This window comes from Gordonia sp. 852002-51296_SCH5728562-b, from assembly GCF_001665475.1.
Lineage (GTDB): Bacteria > Actinomycetota > Actinomycetes > Mycobacteriales > Mycobacteriaceae > Gordonia > Gordonia sputi.
The window spans coordinates 24,769-39,003 of record NZ_LZMI01000079.1; the positions used below are offsets into that span (position 1 = coordinate 24,769).

12 protein-coding genes are annotated in these 14,235 nt (G+C 66.2%); all 12 read right to left on the bottom strand.

All coding sequences use genetic code 11. The features are described 5' to 3' along the window. Positions 1 to 39: 39 nt before the first annotated feature. Positions 40 to 981 carry a TauD/TfdA dioxygenase family protein gene (locus A5766_RS14270; protein WP_005207284.1) on the bottom strand — a complete coding sequence of 314 codons (942 nt, stop codon included), beginning with the start codon at positions 979 to 981 and terminating at the stop codon, positions 40 to 42. A gap of 23 nt (positions 982 to 1,004) precedes the next feature. Then, on the bottom strand, positions 1,005 to 1,217 hold the full coding sequence (locus A5766_RS14275) for a hypothetical protein (protein ID WP_005207285.1): 213 nt from the start codon (positions 1,215 to 1,217) through the stop codon (positions 1,005 to 1,007). Positions 1,218 to 1,285: 68 nt separating this feature from the next. Next, the gene (locus tag A5766_RS14280) at positions 1,286 to 2,116 is read right to left on the bottom strand and encodes an ABC transporter ATP-binding protein (RefSeq protein WP_039856210.1); all 831 of its coding nucleotides are present in this window, start codon (positions 2,114 to 2,116) and stop codon (positions 1,286 to 1,288) included. A gap of 67 nt (positions 2,117 to 2,183) precedes the next feature. Then, a complete protein-coding gene (locus A5766_RS14285) occupies positions 2,184 to 3,260 on the bottom strand; it encodes a taurine ABC transporter substrate-binding protein (RefSeq protein ID WP_005207287.1) in 1,077 nt (358 codons plus the stop codon). Positions 3,261 to 3,266: 6 nt separating this feature from the next. Further along, complete coding sequence (locus A5766_RS14290; RefSeq protein ID WP_005207288.1) at positions 3,267 to 4,136, bottom strand: ABC transporter permease; 870 nt, start codon at positions 4,134 to 4,136, stop codon at positions 3,267 to 3,269. A gap of 210 nt (positions 4,137 to 4,346) precedes the next feature. Beyond that, entirely contained in the window at positions 4,347 to 5,090 is a 744-nt protein-coding gene (locus A5766_RS14295) for a sulfite exporter TauE/SafE family protein (protein WP_005207289.1), read from the bottom strand. A 111-nt stretch (positions 5,091 to 5,201) separates the two neighbouring features. Further along, complete coding sequence (gene purH, locus A5766_RS14300) at positions 5,202 to 6,782, bottom strand: bifunctional phosphoribosylaminoimidazolecarboxamide formyltransferase/IMP cyclohydrolase (protein WP_064863820.1); 1,581 nt, start codon at positions 6,780 to 6,782, stop codon at positions 5,202 to 5,204. Continuing rightward, complete coding sequence (gene purN / locus A5766_RS14305; RefSeq protein ID WP_064863841.1) at positions 6,779 to 7,360, bottom strand: phosphoribosylglycinamide formyltransferase; 582 nt, start codon at positions 7,358 to 7,360, stop codon at positions 6,779 to 6,781. Before purN ends, purH begins: the two co-directional genes overlap by 4 nt. A 53-nt stretch (positions 7,361 to 7,413) precedes the next feature. Continuing rightward, positions 7,414 to 8,985, bottom strand: coding sequence for a cell division protein PerM (locus A5766_RS14310; protein ID WP_231894652.1), 1,572 nt, complete (start codon positions 8,983 to 8,985; stop codon positions 7,414 to 7,416). Positions 8,986 to 9,144: 159 nt separating this feature from the next. Then, positions 9,145 to 10,431 (bottom strand): hypothetical protein, encoded by a 1,287-nt coding sequence (locus tag A5766_RS14315; RefSeq protein ID WP_064863821.1) that lies wholly within the window; start codon positions 10,429 to 10,431, stop codon positions 9,145 to 9,147. A gap of 100 nt (positions 10,432 to 10,531) precedes the next feature. After that, positions 10,532 to 12,553 (bottom strand): acetoacetate--CoA ligase, encoded by a 2,022-nt coding sequence (locus A5766_RS14320; RefSeq protein ID WP_064905135.1) that lies wholly within the window; start codon positions 12,551 to 12,553, stop codon positions 10,532 to 10,534. Continuing rightward, entirely contained in the window at positions 12,553 to 14,196 is a 1,644-nt protein-coding gene (locus A5766_RS14325; RefSeq protein WP_064905187.1) for an AMP-binding protein, read from the bottom strand. Before A5766_RS14325 ends, A5766_RS14320 begins: the two co-directional genes overlap by 1 nt. Positions 14,197 to 14,235: the final 39 nt, after the last annotated feature.

Sequence of the window (14,235 nt, forward strand, 5' to 3'; positions counted from 1 at the left end):
GGTCGAACTGACCCGGATCCTCGCTACGCTCGCGCCGGCTCAACCAGCGGCCGACGGGCCAAGCGGCTCGTCGCCGCGGAGCGTGATGCGGTGCATCACTCGGCGGTTGTCGCCGTAGTCGCGGTTCGCATAGTGCAGGGTATTGCGGTTGTCCCACAGCACCAGGTCGCCGAGGCGCCAGCGGTGTCGCACAATGTGTTCCGGCTTCGTCAGGTGCGCGTAGAGCAGATCCAGAATGCCGCGGCTCTCGGCGTCGGACACGCCCTCGATGTGCGACGTGAAGCCCGGGTTGACGAACAGCGATTTGCGCCCGGTCTCCGGATGCACTCGCACGACGGGGTGGGTCACCGGAACCAACTCGGTGACTTCCTTTCCGTCCCAGACGTTTCCGCGACCGCCACGACGCTGCTTCAGGTAGTAGCCGAACTCCCGGTTACCGTCGTGCACGGCAGAAAGATCTTCGACGAGGCGCTGCACCGGAGCCGACAGCGACTCGTATGCGAGCTCCGCGTCGGCCCAGTTCGTGTCGCCTCCGTTGCGCGGCAACACAACCGGGCGCAGGATCGAGCCCATTGGCGGTCGGGGCATGAACGTGACGTCGGTGTGCCAGACGTCGGCGAAACCGTTGTCGGTGCTGTCGAGCGAGTACACCTCGGCGGGCACGTCGCCGCTGTTCCACACGGGGTGTCCCGCGGTGAGATCGCCTATGCGACGGCCGAATTCGACGTGCGATGCGTCGTCGAGCTGTTGGTCGCGCAGCACGATCACCTTGTACTCGATCAGCGCGGCCCGGATGGCGCGGATCTCGTCGTCGGAGGCCGAGGCGACGTCGACGCCGCGGATTTCGGCGCCGAATCGTGGGCCGAATTCGTCGATGTCGAACTCGACACCCGACGCGACCGTTGCCGTCGGATCAATAGGCGTCGAATCAAGCGGGGCTTGCGCGCCGGTACGTGAGGATTCAGGAAGTGAAATGGTCATGGTGGGTCCTTCTCGGGGAGTCGTTAAGTGGTTGCGAGTCCGAGAGAGACCGGCGGCGAGCCGTGGTGGCTGCCGTCTGCCCATGTCATCCGGTGAATCATCTGCGCGTACCCCTGCTGCTCCTGAAAGGCCGTGGTCCGCGCCGACCCACCGTCGACAACAGAGTCCCACACACGACACCGATCGGCAGCGCGAAGCGTGCCGGCGGGTGCGATGAGGTGGGAGGTTGTGCTCACATCACCTGTTTAGTCACCGACGAGCAGACCGAACAGGGTTTACCGCAGCGCGATAAAAACCCCGACACTCACTTCTTCCCCGTGGATTCGCCGCGCGCCGCACTCTTGACCGCGCTCGCGATCTCGGTGCGTAGGACGGTGTACTCGGCGGAGTCCCTGATGTCGTCGGCGCTGACACCGGTACGCGGAATCGGCGACGAGATGTCGAGCGCCACCCGACCGGGACGGCTGGTCAACACCACGATCCGCGATCCGAGGAACGCGGCCTCCTCCGCACTGTGCGTCACAAAGACATTCGTGCGACCCAGCTCCGCACTCACAGTGCGAACATCCTCCTGAAGCGTCTCTCGAGTCAGTGCGTCGAGAGCCGCGAACGGCTCGTCGAGCAGGAGCAACGACGTGTCGCCTGCCAACGCACGCGCGATGGCGACGCGCTGCTGCTGACCACCCGAGATCTCCCAGATTCGACGATTCGCCGTGTCGGACAATCCCACTCGCGCGAGCAGTTCCTCCCGACGTGCCGGCCGATCCGAACGCGGGACGCCTGCGTACTTCAACGCGAGGTCGACGTTGCCTCCGACGGTGCGCCACGGAAACAGCCTCGGCTGCTGAAACACCACGCCAGACGAGCTGCCGGGCACCGGCTTTCGTCCGGAGACCTCTACGACGCCCGACGCGGGGTCCTCGAATCCGGCGATCAGCCTCAGGAGCGTCGACTTGCCACAGCCCGACGGCCCGACGAGCACGAGTACTTCACCGGGGTCGACCTCGAGGTCGACCGGCCCGACGGCGGTCACGGCGTCGGTGCCCTTGCCGTACCGCTGCGTCACGCCGCGCAGGCTGATGCTGCCTTCACCCTGCGCCGCAGCGGGACTCGACGCCGCTTGGCTGTCGGTCACCGTCGCGTCGGCCTTCTGAGCATCGGCCTTCTCGGCGTCGACCTTGCTGCCGCTATCGGTCTTGGTATCACTGTGCGGTGAGGACACCCGGAAGCCCCTTGGTGTAGATCGCATTCTGGAACGTCGACAGCGGAGGCGCCGACGGGATCTGCTGTTGTTCCGCAAGGAATTCCGCGGCGCTGTGCAGGTTGTCGGCGACGTTGCCCGGCTTGCCCTCGGTGCCGAGCCACTGCGGCGAGGTCAGCTCGGCGTCAGTCAGGTAGATGCCCTGCTTGAGCTGGTTGGCCGCGTCCTCGGGCGTCGTGTTCAACTGTGCGGCAATAGCCTTGGCCGCAGCCTGCGGATCGTCGTGGATCTGCTTGAGCGCGCGTGCTTCGGCCTTGCGCCAGGTGTCGACGACGTCGGGGTGATCCTTCGCGAAGTCCGACGACACGACGCCGAGGTCGAGCGTCGGCTTGCCCCAGGTGGCCACCTCACGGCTGGTCACGATGGTCTTGCCGGACTTGCGCAACTCGTCGAGCGTCGGCAGCCAGGTGTAGACGGCGTCGACGTCTCCGCGCTGCCACGCGGCCAGCGATGCCTGCGGCTGCAGGTCGATCAGGTTGACGTCTTTCGGGTTCACGCCGGCGTGGTTGAGAGCGGCGAGCAGACTGTAGTGCGAGGTCGATGCGAACGCCGTGGCCACCCGCTTGCCCTTGAGGTCGGCGATCGAGTTGATCCCAGTTCCGTTGCGCGCCACCAGAGCTTCATTGTCGCCCGCGACGTCGAGGATGAACGCGACCTGGTAGGCAATGTTCAACGGCGCGGAGAGTCCACGCGCCACGGGGCTCGAACCGATTGCGCCGAAGTCGATCTGCTTCGCGACGAACGCCGTGTTGATGTCGGCACCCGAATCGAACTTGGTCCACTTGATGTTGTACTTCGGCAGCGCGTCCTCGAGCCACTTGTTGTTCTTCACGATCAAGTCGCCGCTCGGGAAGGACTGGTAGGCAAGGCGAATCGTCGGTTTGTCGCTGTCTCCGGACGACTTGTCGACCGAGCAACCGGTGAGTACAACCGCGGCCGAGGCGACGAGAGCACCGACGGTGACCCCGAGCGAACGCAACCGCGATCGACGAGACGCGCTCGATGTCAGGAATGTCATTGTTGTTCAGGCCTTTCCACGCCACGGCACCAGGCGGTGCTCGATTATCCGAAGTATTCCGTCGATGATGAGACCCGACAGTCCGATGAGGACGATGCCGACCAGCACGACGGGAGTGTTGTTGTAGTTGCTGGCATCTTTGACGACGCCACCGATGCCGGGAATGCCGTTGAAGAGCTCGGCCGCGACCACCGACGAATAGGCGATGCCGACCGAAAGCCTGATGCCCGTGAATGTTTCGGGTAGCGCGGCCGGGATCACGACGTCGGAGATCACCTCACGCCTGCTTGCCCCCAGGGCGCGTGCAGCCTCGATCAGCGAGACCGGAGTGGCGCTGACGGCCGTGGTGGTCGCCACCGCTGCCGGGGGAAGAGCGGCCAACGCGAGAAGCGTGATCTTCGGCGCCTCGTCGATTCCCAGCCAGATGACCAGGAGGAAGAAGTACGCCAGCGGAGGCAGTGCGCGCAGGAATGTCAGCCACGGCTCGAGAAGTCGTCGGACCCACGGGATCGACCCCATGATCAGCCCCAGGACCACACCCGCGGCGACGCCGATCACGACACCGACGAAGACACGACGCAGCGTCATGTACAGGTGTTCCCACCAGTAATAACCGGCATATCCGACGACGCCGTTGTGCGTCGTCGACATTTCGACGAAGGCGTGCCAGACAGTACCGAGGCGAGGTACGAACGTCTCGCTCCAGACGCCGCTGACGGCGACGGCTTGGTAGACGGCGAGGAACAGAACCACCGAGAGCACCGGAAGCCCGAACTGGAGTGCAGCAGAACGAAGTCTGCTGCCGGTCGAGGTCTTCTCGACCCCTGGTTGTCCGCCCTGCTGCTCCTCGGGCGTGATGTCGACGAACAAAGTCACCGGCTATGTGTACCGGTCCGGGCAGCGCGCGACCATCCTTTTCCTCAGCGTGAGAAAAAGGCCCACCGGATTGGCGCCATGGGTCGTCGATTCTTTAGGGACGTCGACGATTATGTACGCCAAGCATACGTCCGCGCAAGGGATTTCGACTCGACGGCGGGTACGGACCTACACCTGCGGCCGGCCGCTCCGAGTAGACGTCAGCAGCAATCAGCTGAACGCCAGCCACACAGCAAGACCGAGCCCGCCGAGTCCCACCGCGATGCGGAGGGGCCCGGCGGGCAGTCGTTTGACCACAGGTGGACCGCACCAGCCGCCGATCAGACAGCCGATCGCCATGGCAATCGCCGCCGGCCAGTGAACCGGACCCCAGATGATGAACCCCACGGCCGCAACAAGATTGGCGACGCCGAGAAACAGAGACTTCAACAGCGTTGCGCGCCAGAGTGGTTCGCTCGTCACGACGAGAGTCAGCGCGAGGAGCACAATGCCCGCGCCAGCGCCGAAGTAGCCGCCGTAGATGGAGATCAGGCCGAGTCCGACGACGAAGAGCCACGGACGGTCGGCGTGGCGTGAGGCGAGTCGTCGAAGCTGTGGCTGAACGAGCAGAGCGATCGCCGCAAACCCGACGAGGTACGGCACGATCACCTTGAAGCTATCGGGGGGCGTGATCAAGAGAATGATCGCGCCGATCGTGCCGCCGATCAGCGACGCGACCACACCGGCGTACAGCGGCCGACGATCACCCGCGAGCAGTACCTTGCCGGACTGGCCGAGACTCCCCGCCCCCACCGCGACGAGCGACACCGTGTTGGTGACGTTCGCCGCGATCGGGCTGAGTCCCACTGCCAGGAGCGCGGGATAGCTGACCACCGACGCCAAGCCGGTGACGTATCCGATCAGCCCGGCACCGAACCCCGCGACGAACAGCAGCGCGAGGTCGAGCACGCTCATCGGTCACGCCCACTCTGCCCGACAGAGCGCCCAGTCGACACGACAGAGCGCCCAGTCGGCAGTACGCGACGCCCAGCCGGCCCGACGGAGCGCACAGTCGACGAGATCAGGTCAGTGCGCGAAATGCCGTGCACCGGTGAGGTACAGGGTGATGCCGGCCTCTGCGGCGGCCTCGATGACCTCTTTGTCGCGGATCGACCCGCCGGGCTGCACAACCGCCGATACCCCACCGTTGATCAGCACCTGCAGACCGTCGGGGAACGGGAAGAAGGCGTCCGACGCTCCGACGCTGCCACTGGCCCGCTCGCCTGCGCGGGTGACGGCGAGGTGCGCCGAGTCGACCCGGTTGACCTGCCCCATACCGACGCCGACAGAGGCGCCGTCCTTGGCGAGCAGAATGGCGTTCGACTTCACCGAGCGGCATGCGCGCCAGGCGAATTCGAGATCGGCGAGGGTGTCGGGATCGGCCGGGGGTCCTGCGACGAGTGTCCAGTTGTCCGGGTTGTCGCCCTCGGCGTCGAGGATGTCGCGATCCTGCATGAGCAGGCCGCCGGACACCGGACGGAACTCGAGTCCTGCGCGCACCGGCGGGGTGGCGCGAAGGATGCGAATGTTCTTCTTGCGCTGCAACACCGAGAGCGCGCCGTCGGCGAAGCCCGGAGCGATGATCACCTCGGTGAAGATCTCGGCGACCTGCTCGGCCATCTCGACCGTGATCTCACGGTTGGCCGCGATCACGCCGCCATAAGCACTGACAGGATCGCAGGCATGGGCGAGGCGGTGCGCCTCCCCGATCGTCTCACCGATGGCGATGCCACAGGGGTTGGCGTGCTTGATGATCGCGACGGCGGGTGCGTCGAAGTCATGGGCGCTGCGCCAGGCCGCGTCGGAGTCGGTGTAGTTGTTGTAGCTCATCTCCTTGCCGTGCAACTGTTCTGCCGACGCGAGTCCCTCGGGAGCAGCGGTGGAAAGGTAGAGCGCCGCGGCCTGATGGGGGTTCTCGCCGTAGCGCAGCACGTCGGAACGCTCCCAGGTGAATCCGGTCCACTCGGGGAACTTCGATCCGTCAGCCGCGGGCGCAACCTCCTGCGACATCCAGGAGGCGACAGCGACGTCGTAGTCAGCGGTGTGCCGAAATGCCTTGGCGGCCAACTCACGTCGCTGTGTGAGCGTGAATCCGCCCTCGGCGACGGCAGCGGAGACCTGCTCGTAGTCCATCGGATCGACGACGACGGCAACGCTGGGATGGTTCTTGGCCGCGCCGCGCACCATTGACGGTCCGCCGATGTCGATCTGCTCGATGCACTCGTCGGGCGTGGCACCAGACGCGACGGTCTCGGTGAACGGGTACAGGTTGACCACGACGAGATCGAATGGGGCGACACCCAACTCGTCGAGCTGCGCGACGTGCGACTCCTTGCGACTGTCGGCGAGGATGCCCGCGTGCACCCTGGGGTGGAGCGTCTTGACCCGTCCGTCGAGGCATTCCGGGAATCCGGTCAGCTCCGACACCTCGGTCACCGGAATTCCAGCTGCCGCAATGGTTTTCGCAGTCGACCCGGTCGAGACGAGTTCGACGCCCGCCTCGTGCAACGACGACGCGAGATCGGCGAGGTCGGTCTTGTCGTACACACTGACCAACGCACGCTTGATGGGGCGTCGACCTGTGTCTGCGGGGGTGGCTGCGTTCACGGAATCCGGGCCTTTCGTCCGTCGATGACAACTCCTCGGGTGACAAGTTTCGCCACAACGTCGGCGAGCAGGAATCGCTCGACCGACTTGATGCGTTCGTGCAGGGTCTCCTCGGTGTCGCTCGGTGAGATCATCACCGGCGCCTGCGCGAGAATCGGACCGGTGTCGACGCCGTCGTCGACGAGGTGGATCGTCGCGCCCGTCACCTTGACGCCGTGCGCGAGAGCGCCGGCGACGCCGTGCGCGCCGGGAAACGACGGCAACAACGCGGGGTGAGAGTTCACGATGCGACCACCGAAACGCGACAGGAACGCCGGGCCGAGGATCTTCATGAAACCTGCGGTCACCACCCACGCGGGCGCTACCGCTGCCACCTGCTCGGCCAGCGCCTCGTCCCAGCGGGCACGGTCGGCGTGGTCGGAGACACGACATACGACGACGGGAATCTCGTGGCGTTGCGCGATCGACGCTGCGCGACAGTCACGGTCGACGACGACTGCCGTCACCTCGAAGGCGGCGTCGGGGCCGTCGGCGCGGTCGATGAGTGACTCGAGCAGTGTTCCCGTACCCGACGCCATCACGACGATCGGGACGCGTACCGGGTTACCGGCAGCGTCCACGGGGGTTCTGTTCACATCTGCGAGCCTAGTGGATCGCTTTTCGCGCCCCGTGAGCGAGTCGTTGCGTCCCCGGCGCTGACCGGATCGACGTCGGCGCCGTCATCGTCAAACGCGCCGTCATCGTCAAACCCGGTATCGCCGTCGAACCGGGCATCATCGTCGACTGCACGGCCGTCGGGGCCGACGCCGTCGTCGTCGCTGTCGCTGAGATCGCTGTCGCCGTCGAACTCCGCGTCATCACCGGCATCGCTGTAATAGGAGTCGTCCTCGTCCCAGGAGTCGTATTCTTCCCGGGAGTCGGCGACGTAGTCGTCGTCGTATCCGGAGTCGTCGAGCCAGGTGTTGAGATCGTCGGCATCCTCGGCGCCGGACTCCGTCTGCAGCCTGGCGCGCCGAGTCGATGGCAGGCAGCCGTAGATGAGCGCGACGATGAGTCCGACGACGACAATCCAACCGAGCGTGAACACTCCCGCCGCTGCGACATTGATGCCCGTCGCGCCGATCTCGCCGAGTTGGCCGCCTGCAGGCCAAGCGAGGAGCACGACGATCGACGCCGCGACCGCTCCGGCCACGCCGACAGCACGGACGTGGGCGATCGGGTCGAGTGATCGGCATCGCCAACCGACGTAGCCGGCGACGGCAGCGGGGACAACGAATCCGACGACGCCGAGCGTGCCGTAATCGGCATCGGGGAGCGCTGCGAGCAGCGGCACGGGCGGCATCGGCCCGCTACGTACCGACAGAAGGTCCACCGACATCGCCCCGACGAGGACGTTGGCGCCGACGAGAACAGCCGTCGCGCCCACGATCACGTTGGGAAGGTAGAGAATCGACAGCACGGTCAGGCCCAGGTAGCCGTCGAAGCGGTAGCCGCCGCTGATGACGTGCCCGACGTCGGAGAAGCTCAGCAGGAGTCGTACGAGAACGAGAACCGACCCGGCCGCGAGGAGCGCGACCGCGGCAAGCAGACCGAAGCGAAACCCCCGACGGTCGGCTGCGGTCACCGAGCTCAGTGCCGCCAGGTCGCGACGACGCCGCCAGGCAACACCTGCGGCTGTCGCCAACCCATGCAGAGCGATCGTGCAACCAAAGGCCAACAACGCATTCGGGGCGGCAACGGGTGTATCCGACGATCCGTCCATGAGCACGGCCAACGCCATCGCGGTGATCACCAGCGGCCCGCCGATCGCGGCCGCCACGATCGCCGCGAGCTCAGACGCCGACCGCCCGACGCGGCTCGCCGACGACGCGAACCCGGCAGTCCCCGCCGCGACGAGCAAAGTCGGCAGCATCGGAAGCACGCCGAGCGTGACGCCGTTCATCGTCATCGGCACCTGGTGGATGGCCAACCAGCACGCCGAGATCACGTTCGCGATGCCCGAGATATCTCCGCCGGACATGAGGAGTACGGCGAGTACACAGACCACGAGGACCATCAGCGTGAGGACCGGCACCCCGAATGCGACCAGGATCAACTCCCGCGCGCTGCCCTCGGTGCCGAGACGCTGCGCGCGGGTCGTCCGCCGCACCTGACGCAGACGCGCGGAAAGACTCTCTTTGGGCACAGACCTGATCGACGACATCGTTACGAGCGTGACACGAGTGACTGCAGTTGAGTTGGAGACGCGCCGAGAGACAACACTCACGGCATACGTGTAGGGCCCCGCAACGAGGCGGGCCCTACACGTATCGAGTTGTTGCGTTGGTTTTCAGCTGCCCGGCGATACACTGCCGGCCGGGCGTCAGCTCGACGACGAACCGCCCTTACCCGACTGATCTTCGGGACGGTGGAACGCCGTGGTGCGGTCCCCGTATCCACTCTCGGCCGACGGTGCAGCGGACGGTGAGGACGCCTGCGACGCCGCTCCCCTCGACGCCGGCCCCTTGGAGCCTGCTCCCGTCGATTCCGACGCGGCCGGACCGCTCGGGTACCCACTCGAGTGCGCGGAGGGACTCGACGACGGCTGAGCCTGCGAGTGCGACGAGGCCGAATAGGGCGAGTAGGACGACGACTGCGGCGACGATTCCTGGGCCGACGCGGCGCCCGCACCGTACGCAGTCGAGTCGCCCGCCTGATGAGACGGCGACTGGCCGTAGGTGTACGCCGACTGTCCGTAGCCCGCGGCGGAGGGGCTCGGTGTAGCGGAACCAGCGGCAGCGGGCGTGGAGGCGACAGGCGCCTGCGCCTTGCCTGATGCCTGTGCGTCGCCATAGCCGGTCGCCGTCGCCTGCCCGTATGCCTGTGTCGCGGGAGTGGTCTCGGCGACGACGGTCGTCTGCTCGACGGCGGTCACGGTCGAACCCGCGGGAACCGACCCGGTGGTTGCGTCAGCGCCCGGCGCCGGTGCGAGCTTGACCGCTCCGAGCACGATGAGCAGCCAGAAGATAGCGAGGCCCGCAATCAACAACGAGATAACCAACTGCACGTAGTCTTCCCACGACGACGAGGGAGCCGTCACGCCGTAGTTCGCGTAGTTCGATACGTCTGTCAACGAGGTGTGGATGAGCGAGTAGATCCGCGTGATCGCGTCGGCGCCGGTCAATGCCGCCAAGACCGGAACGAGTGCGTTGACGGCGACCTTGCTGGGGAACAACGCAGCGAGCAGCGACAACGCGATCACGATGACCCCCAACGACAGCCCCGATCCGTAGCTCCAGAAGCCGACGAACAGGTTCAGCACCGCGAGCACGCTGAGCGCGATGGCGAGGAACAACGAGGTGTTCGCCGGAAGTCCCTGGCTCGCAGGCTTCGGCGCGGCACCGTAGCCGTACTGCCCCTGCCCGTACTGGATGTAATTGGCCTGACCGTATCCCGGCTGCGAGTATCCGGACTGGGGATATCCCGACTGCCCGTACTCCTGCTGGCCGTAGCCCTGCTGCCCGTAGCCCTGTTGGGACGATCCCTGCTGGTCAGAGCTGCGCTGCCCGCTCCCGGCCTGCGGATACCCGGCTTGTTGTCCGGCCTGTTGTCCATAACCCTGGCCCGAGTCGGAGGCGCCGAAACCGGAGCCCCCCGGCTGATAGCTCATACGTCATATCTCCTGGTCGAAGCGTGCGGGCCGCGCCCGCACAGACACGTGGCACGGCAGTTCCCCGACCACGCTAGTACATCGGTGTGAGACGGATCCCTCACCACTGATGTTCGCGACCCCGTGCTGCGTACCAGTCGATGAGGCCCGGATCGTCGATCGACCGGGGGTCGACGTCGACGCCGGTGCGGCCCGCGAGGATCGCGGTCACCGGCACCTCGAGCTTCTTACCCGTGCGGGTGTGCGGGATGCCGGGCGCCTCGATCACCTCGTCGGGAACGTGTCGTGGCGACAGCCGCGTGCGGATCGACGAGGCGATCGTCGAGCGCAGATCGTCGTCGAGCGTGGCGCCGGGCACCAGGGTCACGAACAGGGGCATCCAGTACTTGCCGTCGGGCCCGTCGACGCCCAGTACGAATGCCTCTGCGATCTCGGGGAGGCTTTCGACGACCTCGTAGATGTCGGCCGATCCCATGCGCACGCCCTGCTTGTTGAGCGTCGCGTCGCTGCGGCCGTGGATGATGAGCGAACCCCGATCGGTGACCGTGACCCAATCGCCGTGTCGCCATACGGATTCCGAATCGGAGTCGGTGCCCGACCACTCGTGCGCGAAGTACGCGGCACGATAACGAGCACCGTCCGGGTCGTTCCAGAAGCCCACCGGCATCGAGGGCATCGGTGCGGTGACGACCATCTCGCCGACCTCCCCGATCAGCGGCGTCGTGTCGGGAGCCCAGCTGGCAAGCGCCACACCGAGGTAACGCACCGAGAGCTCACCGGGCACGACCGGCTGACCCGACGAACCGCCTGCGAACGCGGTCACCACGTCGGTGCCGCCACTGATCGACGACACCGGAATCCCGGGGCGTACGTTCTCGTCGATCCAGTCGAACAGATCGGCCGACAACGCCGAACCGGTGCTCCCGATCCCCCGTAGCGCCGCCAGGTCGTGGTCGCGGCCCGGTTGCAGGCCTGCCTTGCGGCTCGCCTGCAACTGTCCGGGACTGGTGCCGAAGTAGGTGACACCTTCGTCGGCGACGAGTGCCCAGAGCCGATCGGCGTCGGGGTAGAGCGGTGAGCCGCTGTAACAGACGATCTCAGCGCCCACCAGCAATCCCGCGGCCCGGAAGTTCCACATCATCCAACTCAGCGCGGTGTGCCAGAAGAAGACGTCATCACGCGACAGATCGGCATGCAGGCCGGCGGCTTTCAGATGTTCGACGACGACGCCGCCGTGCCCGTGCACGATTCCCTTGGGACGCCCCGTTGTTCCCGAACTGAAGAGCACCCACAGCGGATGATCGAACCCGACCCGCACCGGGATGTCGGCGTCGGGAACGTCGGACTGCGCCTGCGAATTCGACGCAATGGCGCTCTCGTAGCTCAGAATTTCGATTCCGCGGGCAGGCTGTCGCGACGGATCTCCGACGACGATGTGGGAGCCCAGCCCTTCGAGAAGGCCTGCCAGTTCGGCGCTGTCGGCCGTCTTGTCGATGTCCTTGCCGTTGTATCGGTAGCCGTCGGCGGTCACCAGCACCTTGGGCTCGAGTTGGGCGAGTCGGCCCGCGGCACCCGACGGCGCGTAGTCCTGTCCGCAACCCGACCAGATCGCGCCGACCGCGGCGGTGCCGAGGAACGCCACCAACGCCTCGGGAATGTCGGGCAGGTAGGCGGCGACCACATCGCCGACACCGACCCCGAGCCCGCGCAGCGTGCGCGCGAACGCCAGCGACTGCTCGCGCAACTGTGCCCACGTCAGCGACACACGCGTGCCGCTCTCGTCGACTCCGACGATCGCGGTCCGCGCGGCGGCGTCGGGATCGTCGGCGTGCCGGAAGACCTGATCGACGTAGTTCAGGGTGACGTCGGGAAACCATTGCGCGCCTGGCATGTCCGTCGACGCGAGGACGGCGGCGGCGCCTTCGGCGAGCGGACCGGCAACGGCGTCGAGGTCGAAGAAGTCCCACACCGCGCGCCAGAACTGCGCAGGACTGTCCACCGACCAGGCCCACAGCGTCGCGTACGACGACGTGTCGACGCCGTGGCGCTCGGCGACCTCTCGCGCGAAATCGTCCATGCGCGTTGTTGTTTCGCCTCGGCCCGAAGATCCGGGGTCGGTCATCACGCCAACCCGAGAAGGTCGACGGACTCCGCGCGCATCGCCACCTTGCGTACCTTGCCGGTCACGGTCATCGGGAATTCCTTGACCACGTGGACGTATCTCGGGATCTTGTGGCGCGCGATCTTTCCGGTCGCGAACTCGCGCACGTCGTCGGCGGTGAGGTCGGCGACGCCGTCGCGCAACTGAATCCACGCCATGAGTTCTTCGCCGTAACGCTCGTCGGGCACGCCGATCACCTGCGCGTCGAGGATGTCGGGGTGGGTGTAGAGGAACTCTTCGATCTCGCGCGGGTAGATGTTCTCTCCCCCGCGGATCACCATGTCCTTGATGCGCCCCGTGATTCGCGCGTACGAGTTCGGGTCCATGACGGCCAGGTCGCCGGTGTGCATCCAACCGTCGGCATCGAGCGCCTCCGCGGTCTTCTCGGGTTCGTTCCAGTACCCGCTCATCACGCTGTGCCCGCGAGTACAGAATTCGCCGGTCTCACCGCGCGGCAGTGTCTCTCCCGTGATGGGGTCGATCACCTTGATCTCCAGATGCGGCCCCACCCGCCCGACGGTGCCGACCCGCAGTTCCAGCGGATCGTCGACTCTCGTCTGACACGACACCGGCGACGTCTCCGTCATCCCGTAGCAGATCGAGACCTCGCCCATGTGCATGCGATCGACCACCTGCCGCATCACGTGTTCGGGGCACGGCGAACCCGCCATGATCCCTGTCCGCAGACTCGACAGATCGTACTGGCCCGGCTCGACGTGATCGAGGAGCGCCAGCTCGGCGATGAACATCGTCGGCACACCGTAGAGGCTCGTGCAGCGATAGTCGACGACGGCCCGCAATGCGGCTTCCGGATCGAAGGTCGGCGACGGAATGACCATGGCCGCACCATGACTCGTCGCGGCAAGGTTGCCCATCACCATGCCGAAGCAGTGATAGAACGGCACCGGGATGCAGATGCGGTCGGCGTCGGTGTAGGCGAGTAGTTCGCCGACGAGGTAACCGTTGTTGCTGATGTTGGCGTGCGTGAGTGTCGCACCCTTCGGGAAACCCGTTGTACCCGAAGTGTATTGGATGTTGATCGGATCGTCCGACCGCAGCGTCGCCGCGCGTTGCGCCACCGCGGACAACTCATCGTCCGACGGCCAGGTGAGCAGTTCGTCCCACTCGGGCGTCTCGAAGAGGATCACCTCACGCAGTTCCGACGCCGCGGGCCGGGCGGCGTCGAGCATGCCCCGATAGTCGGAGTCCTTGTACCGCTCGGCGGCGAGCACGACGCTGGTGCCCGACTGGGTGAGCGCATAGTCGAGCTCGTTCTGCCGGTAGGCGGGGTTGAGATTGACCAGGATGGCACCGATCTCGGCGGTCGCGTACTGCACCATCACCCATTCGGGTCGGTTCGGCGCCCACAGGCCCACCCGATCGCCCGCCTGAACGCCGTGCCGGAGCAGTCCCGCGGCGAGCGCGAGTACCTCGGCACGGAACTCTCGATACGTCCAGGTTCGTCCGCTGGGAGCGTCGACGAGGGCGAGGTTCTCCCCGTACGCCTCGGTGGTGCGCGCGAGCGTCTGCCCGATCGTCTCCGTCAGCAGCGGCGGGTTGTCTTCACCACGGGCATAGGCCAATTCGACCTTCTGCTCGGCCATTCGGATCACTCTCTTCTCGTGGACTCATATCCTGATCAT